The following is a 19251-nucleotide window of genomic DNA, read 5'->3' as shown; positions in this document are numbered from 1 at the left end:
TGGCCCCTCGCGGGGAAGGGGTTCGGGGAAGGGGCGGAGCCCTTTCCCCGAGGCCGCCAGGGCCGCCCCCGCTACCGACGGATGAGCGCCAGCCTGGCCGGGGTCCGGCTGGCGATGGGGACCGGCGTGCCGCGGTAGGCGTCGAGGCCTCGGCCGGGGTTGCCGGCGTTGGCGATGGTGGCGGCGCGGTCGGCGTTGTTGGACAGGAAGCCGCCGCCGCCGCCGGGTTGGGCGATGGTGGCGGCCGTGGTGGCTGGTGGGGTCACGGGCGGGTGGGGGTTGCCTTGTTCGGTCGCCCAGGCGGCCAGGACGCGGGCGCGGTAGGGTTCGGCGAATTCGGGGGTCTGGCTGTGGTAGGCGGCGGCGGCGCGCTGCCAGTCGCCCCCGCGCGCGGCCTGCAGTTCCGTCAGGAAGCGGGCGGCGTAGTTCGCGTTCGCGGTGGGGTCGAAGGCTTCGTCGAGGTTGGCGAAGGCGTTGGGGTGGTGGCGCAGGTTCACCTGCATGCAGCCGACATCGATGGAGCGCACCCCCCGGGCCTGGAGTGCCTGCACCTCGGCAATCGCTGCCGCCTTGGTGGTGAAGAATTGCCCGCGGCCTTCGGCGTTGATGGTCCAGGGCCAGGGGTGGAAGGCGCCGGTCTCGGGGTCTCGCCGGCCGGATTCGACGCGGCCGATGGCGCTCAGCAGGTGGGCCGGGATGCCGGAAGCCCGTTCCGCCGCCTGGATCGCGCCGCGGCAGAGGCGGCCGGGCTCGGCCGCGGCCGGTGCGGGAAGGGTAAGCAGCAGCAGGGGGAGGAGGAGGCGCTTCATGCCCGGCACGGCGCAAGGCGCGTGCCAGGCGGGAGGGCTACAGGATGGGTTCGGCCGGCGGGCGGGGTGCCTCGGCGGCCGGGTGGTCGGCGGCGGGGGCGGGCGGGGCCTCCGCCTGGGCGGGCGGGCTCGCCGGGGGGGTCGCCGGGGCGGCGGTGTAGTCGGGCACGATGCGGGCCTGGTTGCCGCCGATCATCAGCACCCGCTGCCCGATCGCGAGCGGCGTCGTGTCCCGCTGCGTGACGGTGAAGAGGTCGCCGTTTTCCTTGCGGGCGATGTATTCGAAGGCGGTGGTGTCCCCTGCCACCCGTTCCGTGGCGGCGCCGAGCAAGCCGCCGACCAGCGCGCCGCCGACCGCGCCGATGGCGCTGGCCATGTTCCCGCCTGGCGCCTGGGATCCGAGGATGCCGCCCGCCGCGCCGCCGGTGGCGGCGCCGGTGCTGCCCTCAGCCGTCACGGTCACGCGGCGCACCCCGATGATGACGGCCTGCTCCACGCGGTTCATCTGCTGCACCGCGCGGGTGGCGTAGTCATCCGCCGAATAGCTCGGCCGGCACGCGGCGAGGGCGAGCGGGGCGAGCAGGATGAGGGGGAGGAGGTGTCTGGGTCCCGGCATGGCGAGGCTCCTGTAGGCGAGGGCGGGCCGCCCTGTCACCACGCGAACTGCGCGGGGCGCCCATGGGTGGTTTGCCGCCTGCGCGTGGCGCGACTGTGTCCGGCGTGTGTCGGGCTGTGACGAGGCGCCTCAATCGTAGCCGAAGGCGGCCATGTCGTCCCGGAAATGGTCGGCCAGGAAGGCCGCGTCGGCCGGGGTGATGTCGGCGGAGCGGATCAGGATGCGATGGCTGCGGTTGGCGTGGGGCAGCACGAAGGCCGGGTCCACCAGATCCTGCAGGGCGGTGCTGCCGGCCATGTCCTCGATCCGCAGCGGCTCCGCCACCAGGGTTTCCGTCCGGGTCTTGGCGGCCTGGGACCGGAAGGCGGCGTCGTAGTGCAGATGGCGGTTGCGGATGAAGCCGCCGAAATCCTCGCTTTCGATGAAGGCGCGGGAAGCCGGCCAGCGCAGCTGCCCGTGCTGGGCGGAGAGCGCCGCCCAATCGGCCCGGATGGCGGGCAGGGTCGTGCCGTTCTTCTCCGCCCAGCCCAGCACGATGCCGCCGACGAAGTTGTACAGGCTGGCGACGCGCGCCCTTGGGTGGCGGACGAAGGCCAGGATGCGCATGCCCTCCAGCGCGTCCCGCCCCATCGCTGCCTCGATCTCATCCAGGCCGGAATGCTTGTAGAGGCCGAAGCGGCGCTGGAAGTAGGTGCTCGCCTGCTCCCCATGCGGGGTGGAGCCGAGGATGAGGTCGTCCCAGCGGGCGAAGGGCTCATAGCCCTGCTCGAAGCTGGTGCCGCCGGTCTTGTGGAGGTGGATGAAGATGAAGCGGCGAGAGCGGGCGTAGATCATGCGGCCTCCAGCTTCGGCAGCCCCTGCGCCACGGCGAAGCGGGCCAGGGGCGAGGCGCCGCTGGCGGCATCCAGCGGGTTGTCGACCGCCATCATCGTCGCCACCGCGTCCCGCGGCGTGAGGCGGAGCGAGAGCCAGCCGCGGCGCGACGCATCGGCAAAGGTGATGTGGGGATCGTTGGGGAAGGGCAGGGCGTAGCGGGCGTTGTTCTGGCTGCTGATGGAGGTGGCGACGAATTCCACCGCGCAGGGCGGCGTCTCCGGCCGGTCGAAATCCGGGCGCAGCTCGGCCGCCATGAAGGCATGGATGTCGCCGCCGAGGACGAGCGGCGTGCCCTGGTCCCGCCGCCGCGCGGCGAGTTGCGAGAGCAGCCGGGCCCGGGCGGGCTGGTAGCCGTCCCACCCATCGGTCCAATAGACCGGCGGCGTCTGGCGGCCACCGAGGCGGGCCATGCGGGTCTGCTGGGCGATGAGGGTCCAGCGGACGGATTCCCGCGCCAGGCCATCAGTGAGCCAGGCTTCCTGCTCCGCGCCCAGGATGCTGCGGGCGGGGTCGGCCAGTTCCGCGCAATTGTCGAAGGTGACGCGGGTGGCGCCGCCGCGGTCCGGCGGCTGGCAGGCCTGGGGGTGGCGGTACTGCCGGTCATCCAGCAGATGGATCTGCGCCAGCGATCCCAGGCCGATGCGGCGATGGATGCGGGCGCTGGCGCCGGCGGGCCTGGCCGATCGCGGCAAGGGCATGTGTTCCCAGAAAGCCTGGTAGGCGGCGGCGCGGCGGGCGAGGAAGGTGGCGCCGCGTTCGCGCTCCCCGATCTCACCCCCATAGTCGTTGGAGACCTCATGGTCGTCCCAGGTGACGACCCAGGGGCAGGCGGCATGGGCGGCCTGCAAATCGGGGTCACTGCGATAGAGCGCGTAGCGGGCGCGGTAATCCTCCAGCGTCCGCGCCGTGGGGCTGGCGTGGTGGCGGACCAGGTTCCGGCCCCAGGATGCCTCGTAGATATAGTCGCCGAGGAAGGCGACGAGGTCCGGCGCGCTGGCCGCGATGTGGCGGTGGGCGGCGTAGAAGCCGTGTTCGTATTGCTGGCAATTGGCGACGGCGATGTGCAGCGGCTGATCCGCCCCGGGGGCGGGGGAGGTGCGGGCGCGGCCGGTGGGGCTGGCCTCGCCGAGGGCGGTGAAGCGGTAGTGGTACCAGGCGCCGGGGCGCAGGCCCGCGACCTCGACATGGATCGAATGGGCCTCCCCGGGCAGGGCCGTGGCCTGGCCGCGGGCGACCGGGCGGCGGAAGGCCTCGTCCTCCGCCACCACCCACTCGACCGGCACCGGCTCCGCCAGCGCGGCGCCGGGCGCGGGCATCAGCCGCGTCCAGATCACGAAGCCCGCCGGGGTTGGGTCGCCGGAGGCAACGCCGAGGGCGAAGGGCGTCGTCGCGACGGCGCGCGCCGGCAGCGACAGGGTCAGGGCGGGGGCGGCCAGCCGCAAGGCGGGGGCGGCCAGCCGCAGGGCGGGGGCGGCGAGGAGGAGGGTGCGGCGGCGCATGGCGCATTGTCCCGCGTTTCGGCGCCGGCCGCCACGGGGGCGGAGAGCCCTCAATTTCTAACCCGATTTAGCCCTTTTAGCGTTTTTAGCACCGTTTTCGCAGGGGGCGGGCGGCCCTTCGGCGGGCATTCGCGCCGCCCCTCGCATCGCGGCACCGGGGGCCTTGGCGGCCGGCCCGCGGAAGCGTGGGAAGCCGTGGCGGCGGCATCGCGAGGATGCCGCCGCGTGGCGTCCTCAGACGAACCAGCTGCCGGTGGCCTCGTAATTGGCCATCACCTTCGCCGCGAGCGCATCCCAGTCGATGATCCCGTCCGTGCCGGGCTGGAAGCGCGCATCGCCTTGCCACTCACCCTCCCAGACCGCCGGCGCCTCGGCGGGCTGGTAGGCGTGGTCGTCCCAGGCCTGCTCCACCGCCGCCACAACGGCGGCCACAGGCTGGGCCGGCTCCGCCGCGGGTGCGGCCGCCTGCGCCGGCGCCGCGCTGCCTTGCGGCGTGAAGGTCACGTCGCGGACGGTGATGGAGGTGCTCGGGTTGTTGTTCAGGAAGCCGATGGTGTTGTTCATGCCGCCATGGGCGAAGTCGGCCGGCACGTTGTCGGTGATGACGCCCTGCTCGACGCCGTCGACCTTGAAGGTGATGCGGTCGGCTTCCCAGACCAGGGTGTAGTCATGGAAGCTGCCGCCATAGTCGCCGTCATAGATCACGGCCTCGTAGGCGTCGTGGCCACCGTCATTCCAGTGCACCGTGCCGTACTGGCGGCCGGAGCCGTCCGGCGTGATCTCGAGCAGGTCGATCTCCTGGCCGGGCCATTGGTTGTCGCCGGGCCAGAAGACGATGGCGGCCCCGGGCTCGTTGCCCTCGGCCTTGGCGTTGATGGTGTAGGTGCCGTAGCCATGGCCGGCATCGCGCCCCACGGCCCATTCCATCATCGCCGAATTGCCGGCGAGCCTCACCTCGCCCCTGACGGAGGCGTCCACGTTCCAGACGTTACTGATCGAGCCAAAGCCATCGTCGAAGGTGATGTGGAGAGCGTCGCTTGCAGCCATGGATTGCAGGTCCCTTGATTCAAATCGTCGGATCGTGGTGGCGTGGTCGCGCCAGCCAGTTGCGCCGGCATGTCGCCCCAGCCTGTCGCGCCAGCCTGGGGGGCGGGCGCGCTGCATGCGTCCCGGCCCCGGCTGTCCGGAACCAGGTCGTGCCGTGATGCGGCACTGGTCGGTGGTGGGCGTTTCGCGGGCGGTGCCGTGCACGGCGCGACCGCGGAAGCGGTGCCCGGCGCAACGGGGCGCGCCAGGGATGGTCGTCATGCCCTCCCTCGGGACAGGCATGTGGTCCTTCGGTCAGCCGCCCATCGGCGTGGCGCGGCAGCCCTGCTCCGGGCCTGGCAGGCAGCGACGCCGCCGCCTGCCGTTCCCGTTGCCGTCCAGTGTCTCTACACGGTTTCCCGGCGGTTGCCCGGGCCAAAGACACGGATCGTTGATCAACCTGGGCGTGCTTTTCGGGGGGGCGGGGCGGCGAGGTCGCGGAGCGCGTGGAGGACGCTGGGAAAGGTCACGTCACGTCCGTGGCATACTCCCAGCAGTCGGCGACTTTTTCCTTCATGGTGGGCATGGCGGAGTCTCTGGCTAGGGTGTTTGCGGACGGCTGCGAAACCCGGGATGACGATGGCAGAAGCCCGCCTGCCGCCGTCAGGGCCGGTGGAACCAGCAGAGGTCGAGGAAGGTGGGTTCATGGTCGAGGGCCTCCCATTCCCGGCGGATGCGCCGCAGCACCGCGTCGCGGTCACCGTCGCACCAGGGGGCGCTGGGCGGGTCGGCATAGGGGCTGGTGACGGCAACGAAACCCTGGTCGAGCATCAGGCCGACGAAATGCAGCATGCGCTCGGTATCGTCCTGGCCGGGGGGCGTCTCCGTGAGGTCGTGGAGCGCGTCAAGGAAACTGGGAAAGGTTACGTCATCGATCTTGGCATACTCCCAGAACCGGGAAGCTTGTTCTTGCATGGTGGTCATGTTGGCGTCCCTGGGGAGGATGTTCCCGGACGGAAGCCTAGCCGGGAATATGGATGTCGATCGTCAGTGAGGGTTTGAGAACACCGGCGGGTCGGTTTCGCTGGGCTTTTCACTCTGGGCGCGACAGCGGGCTTGCCGATGCAGCCAGCATCGGCGGCGCCCACCGCCTTCCCAGGACGGAAATTCCGTCGCGAATCCTCAGCCACCGGCATCGTCAAACCGTCAGCAAGCCAAATCCCATCTCGGGTGGCGGTTTGGGGGCGACGGAGCCGGGGGGGCATGGCGATGCTGCACTTGAGCGCACCCTCCAGCCCTTCTTGGGTGGCCGTCGTCAGCGCTTGCCTAGCAGCATCAGCTTCGGATCCGTTTCCGGACCGACGATGATCCAGCGCCAGGCTGTGGCATGAATGCCGGCGGCTTTTTCGAGCGCGACACGGGGGGGGCAGGTGCGCGAACGCATCGGCGGCCAGTTCGACCATCCGATGGACTGCGACTTCTTCCTGGCGAGCGGGATGTAACGGTCTGGTCATGACGATGATTGGGTTTCGTAATGAAAATGCGGGGCGCCGATCGCCGTTCAACTTGTTAATGATCTGTAATTAATCACCTTTTCGTGACGTATCCGCGACCGTGCATCCCGGCCGAACGGGTAGGCCTGCCAGGCAGCGTTTGGTGCCAGCGGACCGGGCGCTCGACCGGTTCGAGCGTCCGGACTGGCGCCGCGGCAGTATCGCGAAAGCCCGGCGGCGATCGCCGTGAAAGAAACGAAGCCGGGAGTTTGCGCCCGGCATGCAAGCGGCCTTGGAGCGGTGACCCGAAAGGTCCGTCGATGACGGGCGCCCGGAGCGGCCTACGGTGCAGCCTCGTACCGTTCCAGTCCCACGCGGACGACCGGGACAAGGTCCGAGGCAAGGCAGGACCTTCATCGCACCGAACAGGCATCTTTGCAAGATAATTTTCCTATGTTGGCCTGTGCTACCCCTCGACACTCCCCCTCGGTGGTCGCCCGCCGCACCCTGTGGGACAGTCGCCCCATCAACGCATCGGGAGGGAGCCGCGCATGGCCCGGATCGGATTCATCGGCCTCGGCAACATGGGCGCGCCGATGGCGCGCAATCTGGTGAAGGCGGGGCATGAGGTCGCGTGCTTCGACCTGTCGGCCGCCGCCATGGCGGGCGTCCCCGGCGCGCGGGCGGCCGGCAGCGCGGCGGATGCGGCGACGGGGGCGGATTTCGTCATCACCATGCTGCCGGCCGGGCAGCATGTGCGGGATGCCGTGCTGGGCGCGGGGGGCATCGCCGCGGCCTCGCCACCCCATGCCGTGCTGGTGGATTGCTCCACCATCGATGTCGCGACCGCGCGGGCGGTGGCGGAGGGATGCGGGCGCGCCTTCCTCGATGCCCCCGTCTCCGGCGGCGTGATGGGGGCGGAGGGCGCGACGCTGACCTTCATGGTGGGCGGGGATGACGCCGCCTTCGCGCAGGCCGAGCCGATCCTGCAGCAGATGGGCCGCGCGGTGATCCATTGCGGCGGCGCGGGCGCCGGCCAGGCGGCCAAGGCCTGCAACAACATGATGCTGGCGGCGACGATGATCGTGACGGCGGAAGCCTTCGTGCTGGCCGAAAGCCTCGGCCTGTCGCACCAGGCGCTGTTCGACGTGGCGGCCAAATCCTCCGGCCAGTCCTGGAGCCTGACGACCTATTGCCCCGTTCCCGGCCCCGTGCCGGGCAGCCCGGCCAATCGCGGCTACCAGCCGGGCTTCTCGGCCGCGCTGATGCTGAAGGACCTCGGCCTGGCCGTCGGGGCGGCGGAGGCGGGGGGGGTCGCGACGCCGGTGGGGGCGCGGGCGCTGGAGCTTTACCGCGCCTTCGTGGAGGCGGGGGGCGCCGGGCGCGACTTCTCCGGCATCATCGAATATCTGCGCGACCAGTAACGGCGCGGCGCGCGCTCCAGCCGCGCTCCAGCCGCTTGCAGAGCGTGGCATAGGCGATGCCGGCCTGCGCCGCGGCCTCCCGCAGCGTCATCCTGCGGCCCTGCACGGTGATGAGGCGGCGCGGCACGCCGGCGCGGGGCGGGTTTTTCATCCAGCGGCAATTGGCCGGCGCGAAGGGCCGGGCTGGGTCGATCCGCACCAGGCGGTGGTTGCGGGTCGGGCGGCGGCCGAGATCGGCGAGGAAATTCTCGAACCCCCTGCCGCCGGCGGCGCGCCAGCGGGCGCAGACCGGGGCATCGCCGCTGCGGTGCCGCATGGTCTGCCAGGCCTGGTATTCGGGGCGCCGCCGGTCGTTCTTGCGCGCGCCATGCCGCGTGGCGCGGTCCCGCACCACATCGTCCCGCCAGCAGCCGCAACTGGTGGTGTGGCCGGAGGCCAGGCTGTCCTCCCGCACCACGGCGCTGCCGCCGCAATCGCAGTCGCAGGCCCAGCGGCGGCGGGAAAAGCGCCCGCGCCAGAGATAGGGATCGGCTTCGGTGGCCACGACCAGGCGACCGAAGCGGATGCCGGGCGCGACGGCGTCGGCGGGGATGGGGGGCTGGCGGCGTTGCGGCACGGGACGGGTAACCGACGGGTGAAGCAGGAGTTGCCGAAGGCGGGGTTCGGCCTGGAGGGCCGGGCTGAGACAAAGGACTCCGCGCAGCCGAAATCAACCGGGCGTTGTTCGGGGCGCGGTCGGAACATCCCGCCGGTTGGCAGCGTCCCGCCCGCCGCAGTGCCGTCCGGACGCCCCCCTGAAAACAGCGGGATGACGCTTCAGTAACGATCCGATGCCGGCATGCGGGGCCGGCAAAGGGCGCCTGCCGTCCCGGCGGACATCACGCCATCTTGATCCGCTTCAGCGCCGGTCCTTGCCCCCGGGCAGCAGCCCGCGGCCGCTGCCGATGGCATCCGCCCCGAAGCGGGCGCGCAGCTTCTCCACCGCCGCCCAGCGCGCCGCGCGGCGGGCGGCGTCGGGGTCGGCCAGGTCCGGCAGATCCGCCTGGTCCCCGGGCGCCAGGGGCTGGGCGCCGATGCCGATCAGGCGGAAAGCGGGGCCCGTCGCCTCCCTCGCCAGCAGGGGTTTCGCGGCGGCGAACAGGGTCTCGGGCAGCTTCGTCGGCCGGGGCAGGCGGACATTGCGGGTGCGGGTCTGGAACTGCGCGGTCTTGAGCTTGAGGACCACGCCGGAGGCCGCCAGGCCCTTTTCCGCCAGGCGGCGGCCGAGCTTCTCGCAGAGCCGCCAGAGGGGGGCTTCCAGCGCGGCCAGGTCGCGCAGGTCGGTGTCGAAGGTGGTCTCGGCGGAGATGCTCTTCGCCTCCCGCGCCGGGTCGATGCGGCGGTTGTCCTCCCCGCGCGCGCGGGCGGCGAGGCCGGGGCCGTCCTCCCCGAAGCGCTTCGCGGCGTCGCGGGGGTCGAGCAGCGCCAACTGGCCCAGTCGGGTGAAGCCGGAAGCCTCCAACCGGCGGGCCAGTGCGGGGCCGACGCCAGGCAGAAGCGTGACGGGCTGGGTGGCGAGCCATTCGCGCGCTTCCTCCTGCCCCAGCACCGCGAAGCCGCGGGGCTTGTCCCGTTCCGCGGCGAGTTTCGACAGCAGGCGGTTGGGGGCCAGGCCGATGGAGACGGTGATGCCGACCAGGCGCTCCACCTCGCGCGCGAAGCGGGCCAGGGTGGCGGCGGGGGGCGCGCGGTGCAGGGCCTCGGTCCCCGAGAGGTCCAGCACGGCCTCGTCGATCGAGAGCGGCTGCACCAGGGGGGTGAGGCTTTCCATGAGGTCGCGCACCTGGCGGGCGGCGGCCACGTATTTCGCCATGTCGGGCTTGATGACGACGGCGTCCGGGCAGGCGGCGAGGGCCTTGAACATGGGCATGGCGCTGCGCACGCCGCTGGTGCGGGCGATGTAGCAGGCGGCGGCCACCACGCCGCGCCGCCCGCCACCGATGATGACGGGGCGGGTGGCCAGTTCGGGGCGGTCCCGCTTCTCCACGCTGGCATAGAAGGCGTCGCAATCGACATGCGCGACCGAGAGGGTGAAGAGCGCGGGGTGGGAGACGAGGCGGCGTGACCCGCAGGCAGGGCAGGGGGCCGCGCGGGTGGCATCCGCCATCCAGAAGCAGTCGCGGCAGAGGCTCGGCATGGTTCAGCCGCCCCCGCGCAGCAGCGGCATGAGGGCGAAGGCGGCGAGGAGGCCGAGGTAGATCCAGCCATCCGGCGTGGTGGCGCGGTCCAGCCAGAAGCCGGGCCCGCTGCCGCGCAGCAGCGCCGCCAGCGCGGTTTCGGCCGCCACCGTCAGCGCCAGCCCCGTGAGACCCATCGTCAGCCTGGGGCGCCATGCGGCCGGCACGTCGAACAGCCGGGCTACCCAGGGGGCCAGGGCGATCATCCCGGCCAGCATGGGCACGGCCTCCACCGCCACCGCGCCGGCGGGGCCGAGGTGGGGTTCCAGCACCAGGATCCGGATCGGGCCGAGCAGGAAGCCGAGGGCGAAGATGGCCGCGAACCAGAAGCAGCCCGCGGCGACCGGCATCGTCAGTCCCAGAGCCGCGCCGCGCCGAGCACGCCGGAGCTGTCGCCATGGCGCGCAGGCTCGATTGTCGTGGTGCAGAGGTCGGAGAAGACGTGGCGGGGGATGAGGCGGGGCAGGTCGCGGTACAGATGCGCCATGTTGGACAGGCCGCCGCCCAGCACGATCACCTCCGGGTCCAGCAGGTTGATGACGGCGGCGAGTGCCCGGGCCAGGCGTTCCGCGTGGCGGTCGAGCGCCGCCTGCGCCACCGCATCGCCGGCGGCGGCGCGGGCGGGAAGCTGGCTGGCATCGCGCGCGCCGGGACCATCGGCATCGGCGGCCAGCGCCGGGCCGCAGAGGAAGCTCTCGATGCAGCCGCGCTGGCCGCACCAGCAGGCGGGGCCGGGGTGTTCGGCGGCGGTCATCCAGGGCAGCGGGTTGTGGCCCCATTCGCCGGCCACGCGGTTGCGCCCCTGCACGAGGCGCCCTTCCACGACCAGGCCGCCGCCGACGCCCGTGCCGAGGATGACGGCGAAGCCCGATCCCGGGCGGTCGTGGAATTCGCTCATCGCCAGGCAATTGGCGTCATTGGCCAGGCGGACGGGCCGGCCGATGGCGGCGGCGAGGTCCCGGCCCAGCGGCTGGCCGTTGAGGCAGGTGGAATTGGCGCCGCGGATCAGGCCCGTGACCGGGTTCTCGCTGCCCGGGATGCCGATTCCTACCGTGGCGGTCTGGCCGGCCTCGGCCTCGGCCTCGGCCGCCGCGACCATGGCGGCGATCTGGGCGATGGTGGCGGCGTAGCCGGCGGGGGTGGGGGCGCGGCGACGCAGGCGGATGGCGCCGCCGGGGTCCAGCAGCGCGATTTCCGTCTTGGTGCCGCCGAGGTCGATGCCGATGCGCCAGGTCATGCCACCCAGGGTGGCGGGGCGGAGGCTACGAATCAAGAACAGGCGCGCTTGCCCTGGCGCGGCGCAGGTGGTGGAATCAGGGGATGAGCGAGACATTGCTGGATGTGCAGGGGCTGACCTGCCCGCTGCCCGTGCTGAAGGCCAACAAGGCCCTGCGATCCCTGGCCGCCGGGGCGCGGCTGACCGTGCTGGCGACAGACCCCGCGAGCGTGAAGGATTTCCGCGCCTATGCCGCGGAGACGGGGCACGCGCTGGTGGGGTTTTCCGAGGATAAGGGCGTCTACCGCTTCACGCTGCGCAAGCGCGAAGACAGCTAGCGACTCCGCGGCGGGGGGAGACGAGCAATGAGCGTGCTGCTGCTAAGCCACCGGGCCTGCCTCCACCACGACCCCGGGCCGCACCACCCTGAATGCCCGGATCGCCTCCGCGCCGTGCTGAAGGCGCTGGACCAGGAGGAATTCTCCGACCTGATCCGGGACGAGGCGCCGCAGGCGACGGTGGAACAGCTGATCCGCGTGCATCCGCAGGGCTATGTGGACGCGATCCTCGGCATCCGGCCGGAACCCGATGACAGCGTGGCGCTGGATGGCGACACGGTGATGAGCTGGGGCAGCGCGGAGGCGGCGCTGCGGGCGGCGGGCGCCGGCGTGGCGGGGGTGGACGCGGTCTGCCGGGGAGAGGTGCGGCGCGTCTTCTGCGCCGTGCGCCCGCCCGGCCACCATGCCGAGCCCAACCGCCCCATGGGCTTCTGCCTGTTTGCCAATGCCGCCGTCGCCGCGCGCCACGCGCAGGCCGCGCATGGGGTGGAACGCGTGGGCGTGGTGGATTTCGACGTGCACCACGGCAACGGCACCCAGGCCTGCTTTGAGGCCGATGCCAGCCTGTTCTACGCCAGCAGCCACCAATCGCCCTGCTACCCCGGGACGGGGGAGGCGCATGAGACCGGCGTGGGCAACATCGTCAACGCGCCCCTGCCGCCCGGGGCCGATGGCGCGGCCTTCCGGGCCGCCTGGGCGGAGACGCTGCTGCCCGCGCTGGAAGCCTTCCGCCCCGGCCTCATCATCATCTCCGCCGGCTTCGACGCCCATGCGCGGGACCCGCTGGCGCAGCTTCGGGTGCGGGAGGCCGATTTCGCCTGGCTGACCGAGGAACTGTGCCGCCTGGCGGACCGCGCCTGCGGGGGCAAGGTGGTCAGCCTGCTGGAAGGCGGCTACGACCTGGAGGCGCTGGCGGCCTCCACGGCCGTGCATGTGCGCGCCCTGATGCAGGCTTGAGGACCGATTCCGGTGAAGTGACAGGCTGGGTTGACACCCCTCGATTCCTTCCCATTGCGGAAGGGTGAACGGGAGAATATCCCAGCAAACCGCTGATTTCTGGCCCCAGCCCCGTCCGGTCGACCCGGGGCTTCATGTTTCTTCTTCCCAGGATGCCCGATATGACGTCAACTAAACCTGACACGGCAAAGCCGGTCGCCTCCCTGTCATTCGAGGAGGCGCTGCAGGAGCTGGAGGGGATCGTGAAGGACCTCGAAGGCGGCAAGGGGAAGCTGGAGGAAGCGGTGGCGGCGTATCAGCGGGGGGCCGAGTTGCGCCGGCATTGCGAGGCGAAGCTGTCGGACGCCGAGGCCAAGGTGCAGAAGATCGTGGAAGCGGGCGCGGGCGAAGCCGCCGGCCTGCGCGAGCTGTCGTGACGGTGGGCCTGATGGCTGGTTCCGTGCAGGACACCGCGCTGAAGGACGCCCTGGCCCAGGCCGCGGCGGAGATCGACCATACGCTGGACCACATCATGCCGCCGGCCGAAGGCCCGGAAGCGCCGCTGCTGGCCGCCATGCGCTACGCCGTGATCGGCGGCGGCAAGCGGATGCGGGGTTTCCTGGTGCTGGAAGGCGCCCGCCAGTTCAACGCTTCCCGCCAGGCGGCGCTGCGCGTGGCCGCGGCGATCGAGATGCTGCACGCCTATTCGCTCGTGCATGACGACCTGCCCGCGATGGACGATGACGACCTCCGCCGCGGCAAGCCCACCGTCCACAAGGCCTTCGACGAGGCGACCGCCATCATCGCCGGCGATGCGCTGCAGACGCTGGCCTTCGGCACGCTGGCGGATGAGGACACGCATCCCGACCCCGCCGTGCGCGTCGAACTGGTGCGCTGCCTGGCCCGCGCGGCCGGGGCGCGGGGCATGTGCGGCGGGCAGATGCTGGACATGCTGGCCGAACAGGCCGGGGAACCGCTGGACGAGGCCGCCGTTGGGCGGCTGCAACTGCTGAAGACCGGCAGGCTGATCGAATTCTCGGCGGAAGCCGGCGCCATCCTCGGCAAGGCGCCCATGTCCCAGCGCCTGTCGCTGGCGGCCTACGGCCGGGATGTCGGCGCGGCCTTCCAGATCGCGGATGATCTACTGGACGCCACGGCGTCCGCGGAAGACACCGGCAAGCGGACCGGCAAGGATGCGGAGGCCGGGAAGGCCACGCTGGTCGGCCTGCTCGGCATCGAGCGGGCCCGGTTGCAGGCGGAACGATTGGTCGCGCAGGCGGGGCAGCACCTCGACAGTTTCGGGGATCGTGCCGATCTGTTGCGCGGCCTCGCCGCCTACACCATCGAGAGGAAGAGCTGAAAACCATGGCGCCACCCGCCACCCCCCTGCTGGACCGCGTCCGATACCCGTCGGACATGAAGAACCTGTCCGGGGACCAGCTGAAGCAGCTGGCCGAGGAATTGCGGGCGGAGACGATCCATGCCGTCTCCCAGACCGGCGGGCATCTCGGTGCCTCACTCGGCGTGGTGGAACTGACGGTCGCGATCCACGCGATCTTCGACACGCCGCAGGACCGGCTGATCTGGGACGTCGGCCACCAGGCCTACCCCCACAAGATCCTGACCGGGCGGCGCGACCGCATCCGCACGCTGCGCACGGAAGGCGGGCTTTCCGGCTTCACCCGCCGGACGGAAAGCGAATACGACCCGTTTGGTGCAGCGCACTCATCCACGTCCATCTCCGCCGGCCTCGGCATGGCGATGGCCCGCGATATCAAGGGCGATGACCGGCAGGTGATCGCGGTGATCGGCGATGGGTCCATGTCCGCCGGCATGGCCTATGAGGCGATGAACAATGCGGGGGCGGAGCGGGCGCGCCTCATCGTCATCCTGAACGACAACGACATGTCGATCGCGCCGCCCGTCGGCGCCATGTCGGCCTATCTGTCGCGCCTCATCTCCTCCCGCCCCTTCCTGTCGCTGCGGGACGTGATGGGACGCCTGGCCAAGCGCTTCCCGCGCCCGATCGAGCGCACCGCGCGCCGCGCCGAGGAATTCGCGCGCGGGCTGCTGACCGGCGGCACGCTGTTCGAGGAACTGGGCTTCTACTATGTCGGCCCGATCGACGGGCATGACCTCGACCACCTGCTGCCCGTGCTGCGTAACCTGCGCGACGCGGAGGAAGGCCAGCCGATCCTGCTGCATGTCGTGACGCAGAAGGGCAAGGGCTACGCGCCCGCCGAAGCCAGCGCCGACAAGTATCACGGCGTCGCCAAGTTCAACGTCGTCACCGGCGAGCAGGCTAAGGCGCCCCCCGGACCGCCCAGCTACACCAAGGTCTTCGCCAACGCCCTGATCGCGGAAGCCGAGGCCGATGACCGCATCGTCTCCGTCAACGCGGCCATGCCGGCGGGCACGGGGCTCGACGCCTTCGCCAAGCGCTTCCCGAAGCGCTGCTTCGATGTCGGCATCGCCGAACAGCACGCCGTCACCTTCGCGGCGGGCATGGCGACGGAAGGCCTCAAGCCCTTCGTCGCGATCTATTCCACCTTCCTCCAGCGCGCCTACGACCAGGTGGTGCATGACGTGGCGCTGCAATCGCTGCCCGTGCGCTTCGCCATGGACCGCGCAGGACTGGTGGGCGCGGACGGCGCCACCCATGCCGGCAGCTTCGACGTCGCCTATCTCGGCTGCCTGCCGAACATGGTGCTGATGGCGGCTGCCGACGAAGCCGAACTCGCCCATATGGTCGCGACCGCCGCCGTGATCGACGACCGGCCCAGCGCCTTCCGCTACCCCCGCGGAGAGGGCACCGGCGTCGCCGTGCCGGCGCGCGGCACGCCGCTCGAAATCGGGCGCGGGCGCATCCTGCGGGAAGGCAACGCGGTGGCGCTGCTGTCCTACGGCACGCGCCTCGGCGAATGCATGAAGGCGGCGGATGAACTCGGCGCGCAGGGCTTCACCTGCACCGTGGCCGATGCGCGCTTCGCCAAGCCGCTCGATACCCAACTCATCGAACGCCTGGCGCGGGAACACGCCGTCCTCATCACCATCGAGGAAGGCTCCATCGGCGGCTTCGGCACCCAGGTGGCGCACCACCTGCTGGGGAAGGGCCTGCTCGACGGGCAGACGCGCTTCCGGCCGATGGTCCTGCCCGACACCTTCATCGACCACGCGGCGCCGAAGGTCCAATACGACCAGGCCGGGCTGAACGCCCGCCACATCACGGCCACGGCCCTCGCGGCCCTCGGCGTCGCGGAAGCCAAGGCCCAGCCGGCGCGGGCGTGATGGGCGGCACGGTGGTAGCGAGGGGACGCTGTCCCCTCGCGCTCCCCTGCCAAGGGACAGCGGCCCCTTGGAACCCCTTTTATGGGATCAGGGGAGAGGGGCCTGCGGGACCTCTCAGCACGTTCGCGTTCCGGCCCCTCTCCCCTGATCCCATCAACACGAGGTCCAGGAGCCCACTGGCTCCTGGTGGGGGGTGCGGGGGGCAACGCCCCCTGCTGCTTCCGTCCTGACCACCAAGCAGCGCGCCGACCAGGCCCTCGTTGACCGCGGCCTGGCCGAGAGTCGGACGCGGGCGCAGGCGCTCATTCTCGCGGGGAAGGTGTTTTCCGGCGAGGCGCGGGTCACCAAGGCGGGGGATCAGATCCGGGAGGGTCAGGCGCTGGAGGTCCGGGGGCAGGATCATCCCTGGGTGTCGCGCGGTGGCGTGAAGCTGGCCCATGCGATCGAGCATTTCGGCCTGGTGGCGAAGGGGCTTGTGGCGGTGGATGTGGGGTCCTCCACCGGGGGTTTCACGGATGTGCTGCTGCATCACGGGGCGGCCAAGGTCTTCGCCGTGGATGTGGGGCATGGGCAGTTGGCGTGGAAGCTGCGCAATGATCCGCGGGTGGTGGTGATGGAGCGGGTGAATGCCCGCTACCTGGACCAGTCCACGATTCCGGAGGCGCCGGGCGCGGTGGTCTGCGATGCCAGCTTCATCGGATTGCGGACGGTGCTGCCGCCGGCGCTCGACCTGGCGGCGAAGGGGGCCTGGGCGGTGGCGCTGATCAAGCCGCAATTCGAGGTCGGGCCGAATGTCGCCAAGGGCGGCGTGGTGCGGGATGCGCAGGTGCACGCCAATGTCTGCGGCACCATCCGCAACTGGTGGGCGGGGCTGCCGGGCTGGACGGTGCTGGGCGTGGAGCCGAGCCCGCTGCTGGGCCCTGAGGGGAACCGGGAATTCCTGATCGCCGCCCGGAAGGGGTAGCGCCAAGGGTTAGGCGTTAACCCTTTGTTCAGGCCGCCGCGGTACCGAAGTAGCCGGGGCTGATCCGCGCCTTGGCGCTGAGTTCAGCCAGCAGCGCCCAGACGCGATGCGCGTCCATGCGGATTTCGGGGTCGTTCAACAGGCGGTCGAGTTCCGCCAGCTTGCTCTCGAACTCTCGCTCGGTCATCGGGCGTTCCTGCTGTGGGAGTCCCCGGCACGGCACCACCGGGTTCGCGCCCGGCGGGGATGCTGCACCGCGATACAACAGCACGAACGTGGCTTCCTGGTGGCGGTTGCGTTGACGCCTGGCCCTCAAGATTTCGCGATCAGGGTGAGGAGACGACCGCCGGGGCCAGGGCTGGGTGCTTGCCGGCGGGGTGGCCGGGGTTGCGGAAGCGCAGTTCGCCATCCGGCGCGGCATCGGGCGGCGCGACGCCGAACAATTCCATCCGGCTGGCGCAGGTGACGGCGACGACATGCCGGGCGGCGGGGTCCGTCATCCAGCGGCGGGCGGCGCCTTCCAGTTCCAGGCGTTCGCGCAGCCCACGCCATTCCGCGCGGTCCACATCCTCCACCAGCATGGCCAGGATGCCGGGGTTCTCGCCGCTCAGGCGGCTGGGGGCCACCAGGCCGCAGCGGCGGGCGACGGCGGCGGCGATGCTGTTCTCCTGCCCCGCGCGGGCGGCCATGACGAAGACCGATCCGCCGCCGGGCATGGCCGTGACGGCGAGGTGCGCTTCATCCCCGAACTGCGCGCGAAGCTGGGCGGGCAGGCCCTGGCCCGCGGCCTGGGCGCCGGCAAGGACGAGCGGGTCGAGCTTCAGGATGGCGTCGGCGCTGGAGTCCTGGCGACGCTCGGCCTGGAGGAGCCCGGCGATCTTGCGATGAAGCTCGGAGACCTGTTCGTCGGTCGCCATCCCCGCCGGCAGCGTCATCTTGAGGAGGTAGCGCCCGGGATGGGCGGCGAGCCAGGTCTGCAGGTCCGGGTTCACCCGGTCCACCAGCTGGCACCAGTCGCCGCGATGCACGGGGCGGCCTTCCTCGGCGGAGACGGTTTCGCAGACCACTTCCGCGCTGACGCCCTGGCGGGTGATGACCAGGTCGTGCGGCGTTTCGTCCGTCAGGCCCGTGTAGTCCACGGTGAAGCCGCGGGTCCGGGCGAGGGCCGCGGTGTGCAGCAGGTGGAAGAGGGGGACGAGGGTGGCTTCGCCGGTCAGCCCGACTTCAAGCTGTTCGCGCAGGCGGTTGCGGCGGGGGGAGGGCAGGGTCTCCGCCAGCGCCACGGCTTCACGGGCGAAGCCGATGATGCGGCGTTCCGCCTGGTTGGCGCGGGCCATCGCGGTGGGGTCCGCCAGGCGGGCGAGGGCGAGTTCAAGGGCGTGCCGCTGCTGCGCGGCGCGGCCGGTCTGGCTGGCCTGGCGGGCGCGCTGCGAGATCTCGTTCATGCGTTTCGCCCAGAGCCGCGCACCGCAGAGCGAACGGAAGCGATCCAGGACGGCCGGCGAGGGCCGCTGATCGGCAAATGGCATGACGCGCCCCGTGAACGATGTGTGATCATCCCTAACGCTGCCGAGGGGGGGACCGTCAAGCTTACAATTCACAGCAGGTTTTCCGACGGACGCGGGTTTCCGCCGAAATCAGCCGCGCGGGGGGAAGGGGCGGCTTCAGCTTTCCGCGTTGTAATACAGCGTCACGGTGTGGGTGGCCTCCGCGAACATCAGCCAGCGTTCGGCGAGCATGGCGGCGAAGGCCGAGAGGGCGGCGAGGATCATCAGCAGGGCGCCGATCGGCCCGCCCGCGATCATGGACAGCAGGGCCAGCGGGATGGTGGCGAGGAAGCCCGCCTGGACCAGGCTGCGCAGCTTGTCCCGGTGCTTGCGGCCGAGCCGGAATGCCATCTCCCGCAGCAGCCAGTTCTGTTCGGTATGCGGCGGGTCCAGCGGGCGCGTGCGGCCGATGGCGCCAAGGCCGGTGGCGGATTCGATGGTCGGCGCCGTGGCGGGCTTCGGCGCGTCGATCATCTGCCAATAGGCGCGCTTGGCGGAGAGCGCGCCGATGGCGAGCAGGATGGAGAGCATGGCCGGCACGATGGGGCGGCCCGCCAGCGCGCCGATCGCCGCCAGCAGCATGGCCCCGGTGAAGCCGGCATAGAGCATGTAGCCCGGCGCGACGCTGGGGTGGTGCCACTGCCGGATGGGCTTGAGGGAGGCGTAGATCATCCCCGTGCACCATACCGTGATCGCCGCGCCGATGGCCGCCGCCATGCTGGCGACGGTGGCGAGGCCCGGGCGGTCCGTCAGCAAGGCGAAGCCGAACACCACGGCGGGGATGTAGGTCGCGATGGCGGCGACGCCTTCCCGCGACAGCCAGGAGGACCGCCATTGCGACAGCGCCCGCCAGGCGCGTTCCGGCCGGCCGAGATGCAGGAGGGAGGAAGCGAGCCCGAGCGTGATCAGCAGCAGCGCCAGCACCAGCGCGACCATGGCGAAGCTGGGGCTGGCCGGCAGCAGCCGCAGCGGCCGCAGCACACCGAGCCAGAACAGCAGCCCG

General features: G+C 71.3%; 20 protein-coding genes. 7 read left to right on the top strand and 13 right to left on the bottom strand.

What is annotated here, in order from left to right; translation table 11 throughout:
• Positions 1 to 71 precede the first annotated feature (71 nt).
• The 6 genes from ACTIE5_RS29155 to ACTIE5_RS29130 all read right to left on the bottom strand — a co-directional run bounded on the left by ACTIE5_RS29155 (position 72) and on the right by ACTIE5_RS29130 (position 5810).
• Positions 72 to 809 carry a transglycosylase SLT domain-containing protein gene (locus ACTIE5_RS29155; RefSeq protein ID WP_439553253.1) on the bottom strand — a complete coding sequence of 246 codons (738 nt, stop codon included), beginning with the start codon at positions 807 to 809 and terminating at the stop codon, positions 72 to 74.
• A gap of 37 nt (positions 810 to 846) precedes the next feature.
• Positions 847 to 1425, bottom strand: coding sequence for a hypothetical protein (locus ACTIE5_RS29150; protein ID WP_439553252.1), 579 nt, complete (start codon positions 1423 to 1425; stop codon positions 847 to 849).
• Between the two features lie 129 nt (positions 1426 to 1554).
• Complete coding sequence (locus ACTIE5_RS29145) at positions 1555 to 2259, bottom strand: hypothetical protein (protein WP_439553251.1); 705 nt, start codon at positions 2257 to 2259, stop codon at positions 1555 to 1557.
• Positions 2256 to 3800, bottom strand: a complete 1545-nt coding sequence (locus ACTIE5_RS29140; protein ID WP_439553250.1) for an alkaline phosphatase D family protein — start codon at positions 3798 to 3800, stop codon at positions 2256 to 2258. Before ACTIE5_RS29140 ends, ACTIE5_RS29145 begins: the two co-directional genes overlap by 4 nt.
• Before the next feature lie 234 nt (positions 3801 to 4034).
• Positions 4035 to 4847 (bottom strand): family 16 glycosylhydrolase, encoded by an 813-nt coding sequence (locus ACTIE5_RS29135; RefSeq protein WP_439553249.1) that lies wholly within the window; start codon positions 4845 to 4847, stop codon positions 4035 to 4037.
• Between the two features lie 642 nt (positions 4848 to 5489).
• Positions 5490 to 5810 carry a hypothetical protein gene (locus ACTIE5_RS29130; protein ID WP_439553248.1) on the bottom strand — a complete coding sequence of 107 codons (321 nt, stop codon included), beginning with the start codon at positions 5808 to 5810 and terminating at the stop codon, positions 5490 to 5492.
• Positions 5811 to 6828: 1018 nt separating this feature from the next.
• On the opposite strand from ACTIE5_RS29130, the gene mmsB reads away from it, so the two are divergent.
• A complete protein-coding gene (gene mmsB / locus ACTIE5_RS29125) occupies positions 6829 to 7743 on the top strand; it encodes a 3-hydroxyisobutyrate dehydrogenase (RefSeq protein WP_439553247.1) in 915 nt (304 codons plus the stop codon).
• On the opposite strand, the gene ACTIE5_RS29120 is transcribed toward mmsB, so the two are convergent.
• The 4 genes from ACTIE5_RS29120 to ACTIE5_RS29105 all read right to left on the bottom strand — a co-directional run bounded on the left by ACTIE5_RS29120 (position 7718) and on the right by ACTIE5_RS29105 (position 11196).
• Positions 7718 to 8359, bottom strand: coding sequence for a hypothetical protein (locus ACTIE5_RS29120; protein ID WP_439553246.1), 642 nt, complete (start codon positions 8357 to 8359; stop codon positions 7718 to 7720). The two genes, mmsB and ACTIE5_RS29120, sit on opposite strands and share 26 nt — an antisense overlap.
• A 282-nt stretch (positions 8360 to 8641) precedes the next feature.
• Positions 8642 to 9919 (bottom strand): DNA polymerase IV, encoded by a 1278-nt coding sequence (locus ACTIE5_RS29115; RefSeq protein ID WP_439553245.1) that lies wholly within the window; start codon positions 9917 to 9919, stop codon positions 8642 to 8644.
• Between the two features lie 3 nt (positions 9920 to 9922).
• Entirely contained in the window at positions 9923 to 10309 is a 387-nt protein-coding gene (locus tag ACTIE5_RS29110) for a hypothetical protein (RefSeq protein WP_439553244.1), read from the bottom strand.
• 2 nt (positions 10310 to 10311) lie between these two features.
• Positions 10312 to 11196, bottom strand: coding sequence for an ROK family protein (locus ACTIE5_RS29105; protein ID WP_439553258.1), 885 nt, complete (start codon positions 11194 to 11196; stop codon positions 10312 to 10314).
• Between the two features lie 83 nt (positions 11197 to 11279).
• On the opposite strand from ACTIE5_RS29105, the gene ACTIE5_RS29100 reads away from it, so the two are divergent.
• The 6 genes from ACTIE5_RS29100 to ACTIE5_RS29075 all read left to right on the top strand — a co-directional run bounded on the left by ACTIE5_RS29100 (position 11280) and on the right by ACTIE5_RS29075 (position 16701).
• Entirely contained in the window at positions 11280 to 11513 is a 234-nt protein-coding gene (locus ACTIE5_RS29100) for a sulfurtransferase TusA family protein (protein WP_439553243.1), read from the top strand.
• A 27-nt stretch (positions 11514 to 11540) separates the two neighbouring features.
• Positions 11541 to 12470 (top strand): histone deacetylase family protein, encoded by a 930-nt coding sequence (locus tag ACTIE5_RS29095; RefSeq protein WP_439553242.1) that lies wholly within the window; start codon positions 11541 to 11543, stop codon positions 12468 to 12470.
• 161 nt (positions 12471 to 12631) lie between these two features.
• Entirely contained in the window at positions 12632 to 12886 is a 255-nt protein-coding gene (locus ACTIE5_RS29090) for an exodeoxyribonuclease VII small subunit (protein WP_439553241.1), read from the top strand.
• An 11-nt stretch (positions 12887 to 12897) separates the two neighbouring features.
• Positions 12898 to 13809: a polyprenyl synthetase family protein gene (locus ACTIE5_RS29085; RefSeq protein WP_439553240.1), complete on the top strand. Its 912-nt coding sequence runs from the start codon at positions 12898 to 12900 to the stop codon at positions 13807 to 13809.
• A 5-nt stretch (positions 13810 to 13814) separates the two neighbouring features.
• Entirely contained in the window at positions 13815 to 15737 is a 1923-nt protein-coding gene (dxs, locus tag ACTIE5_RS29080; RefSeq protein ID WP_439553239.1) for a 1-deoxy-D-xylulose-5-phosphate synthase, read from the top strand.
• 226 nt (positions 15738 to 15963) lie between these two features.
• Positions 15964 to 16701: a TlyA family RNA methyltransferase gene (locus tag ACTIE5_RS29075; protein WP_439553257.1), complete on the top strand. Its 738-nt coding sequence runs from the start codon at positions 15964 to 15966 to the stop codon at positions 16699 to 16701.
• Positions 16702 to 16729: 28 nt separating this feature from the next.
• On the opposite strand, the gene ACTIE5_RS29070 is transcribed toward ACTIE5_RS29075, so the two are convergent.
• From ACTIE5_RS29070 to ACTIE5_RS29060, 3 genes are all read right to left on the bottom strand, one after another.
• Complete coding sequence (locus ACTIE5_RS29070; RefSeq protein ID WP_439553238.1) at positions 16730 to 16888, bottom strand: peptide chain release factor 1; 159 nt, start codon at positions 16886 to 16888, stop codon at positions 16730 to 16732.
• A 139-nt stretch (positions 16889 to 17027) separates the two neighbouring features.
• Positions 17028 to 18146 (bottom strand): hypothetical protein, encoded by a 1119-nt coding sequence (locus ACTIE5_RS29065; RefSeq protein WP_439553237.1) that lies wholly within the window; start codon positions 18144 to 18146, stop codon positions 17028 to 17030.
• Positions 18147 to 18365: 219 nt separating this feature from the next.
• A partial coding sequence (locus ACTIE5_RS29060) for a dimethyl sulfoxide reductase anchor subunit family protein (RefSeq protein ID WP_439553236.1) occupies positions 18366 to 19251 on the bottom strand: 886 nt, incomplete at its 5' end.

The organism is Falsiroseomonas sp. (assembly GCF_051859025.1).
Classification (GTDB): Bacteria; Pseudomonadota; Alphaproteobacteria; order Acetobacterales; family Acetobacteraceae; genus Falsiroseomonas.
This window is presented reverse-complemented; position numbering and strand designations above follow the sequence as displayed.

Excerpts from the sequence above, each read along its gene's own strand:
- ACTIE5_RS29155 (WP_439553253.1), bottom strand. The coding sequence starts at position 809 with ATGAAGCGCCTCCTCCTCCCCCTGCTGCTGCTTACCCTTCCCGCACCG.
- ACTIE5_RS29150 (WP_439553252.1), bottom strand. The coding sequence starts at position 1,425 with ATGCCGGGACCCAGACACCTCCTCCCCCTCATCCTGCTCGCCCCGCTC.
- ACTIE5_RS29145 (WP_439553251.1), bottom strand. The coding sequence starts at position 2,259 with ATGATCTACGCCCGCTCTCGCCGCTTCATCTTCATCCACCTCCACAAG.
- ACTIE5_RS29140 (WP_439553250.1), bottom strand. The coding sequence starts at position 3,800 with ATGCGCCGCCGCACCCTCCTCCTCGCCGCCCCCGCCCTGCGGCTGGCC.
- ACTIE5_RS29135 (WP_439553249.1), bottom strand. The coding sequence starts at position 4,847 with ATGGCTGCAAGCGACGCTCTCCACATCACCTTCGACGATGGCTTTGGC.
- ACTIE5_RS29130 (WP_439553248.1), bottom strand. The coding sequence starts at position 5,810 with ATGACCACCATGCAAGAACAAGCTTCCCGGTTCTGGGAGTATGCCAAG.
- ACTIE5_RS29115 (WP_439553245.1), bottom strand. The coding sequence starts at position 9,919 with ATGCCGAGCCTCTGCCGCGACTGCTTCTGGATGGCGGATGCCACCCGC.
- ACTIE5_RS29110 (WP_439553244.1), bottom strand. The coding sequence starts at position 10,309 with ATGCCGGTCGCCGCGGGCTGCTTCTGGTTCGCGGCCATCTTCGCCCTC.
- ACTIE5_RS29105 (WP_439553258.1), bottom strand. The coding sequence starts at position 11,196 with ATGACCTGGCGCATCGGCATCGACCTCGGCGGCACCAAGACGGAAATC.
- ACTIE5_RS29100 (WP_439553243.1), top strand. The coding sequence starts at position 11,280 with ATGAGCGAGACATTGCTGGATGTGCAGGGGCTGACCTGCCCGCTGCCC.
- ACTIE5_RS29095 (WP_439553242.1), top strand. The coding sequence starts at position 11,541 with ATGAGCGTGCTGCTGCTAAGCCACCGGGCCTGCCTCCACCACGACCCC.
- ACTIE5_RS29090 (WP_439553241.1), top strand. The coding sequence starts at position 12,632 with ATGACGTCAACTAAACCTGACACGGCAAAGCCGGTCGCCTCCCTGTCA.
- ACTIE5_RS29085 (WP_439553240.1), top strand. The coding sequence starts at position 12,898 with ATGGCTGGTTCCGTGCAGGACACCGCGCTGAAGGACGCCCTGGCCCAG.
- dxs (WP_439553239.1), top strand. The coding sequence starts at position 13,815 with ATGGCGCCACCCGCCACCCCCCTGCTGGACCGCGTCCGATACCCGTCG.
- ACTIE5_RS29070 (WP_439553238.1), bottom strand. The coding sequence starts at position 16,888 with ATGACCGAGCGAGAGTTCGAGAGCAAGCTGGCGGAACTCGACCGCCTG.
- ACTIE5_RS29065 (WP_439553237.1), bottom strand. The coding sequence starts at position 18,146 with ATGAACGAGATCTCGCAGCGCGCCCGCCAGGCCAGCCAGACCGGCCGC.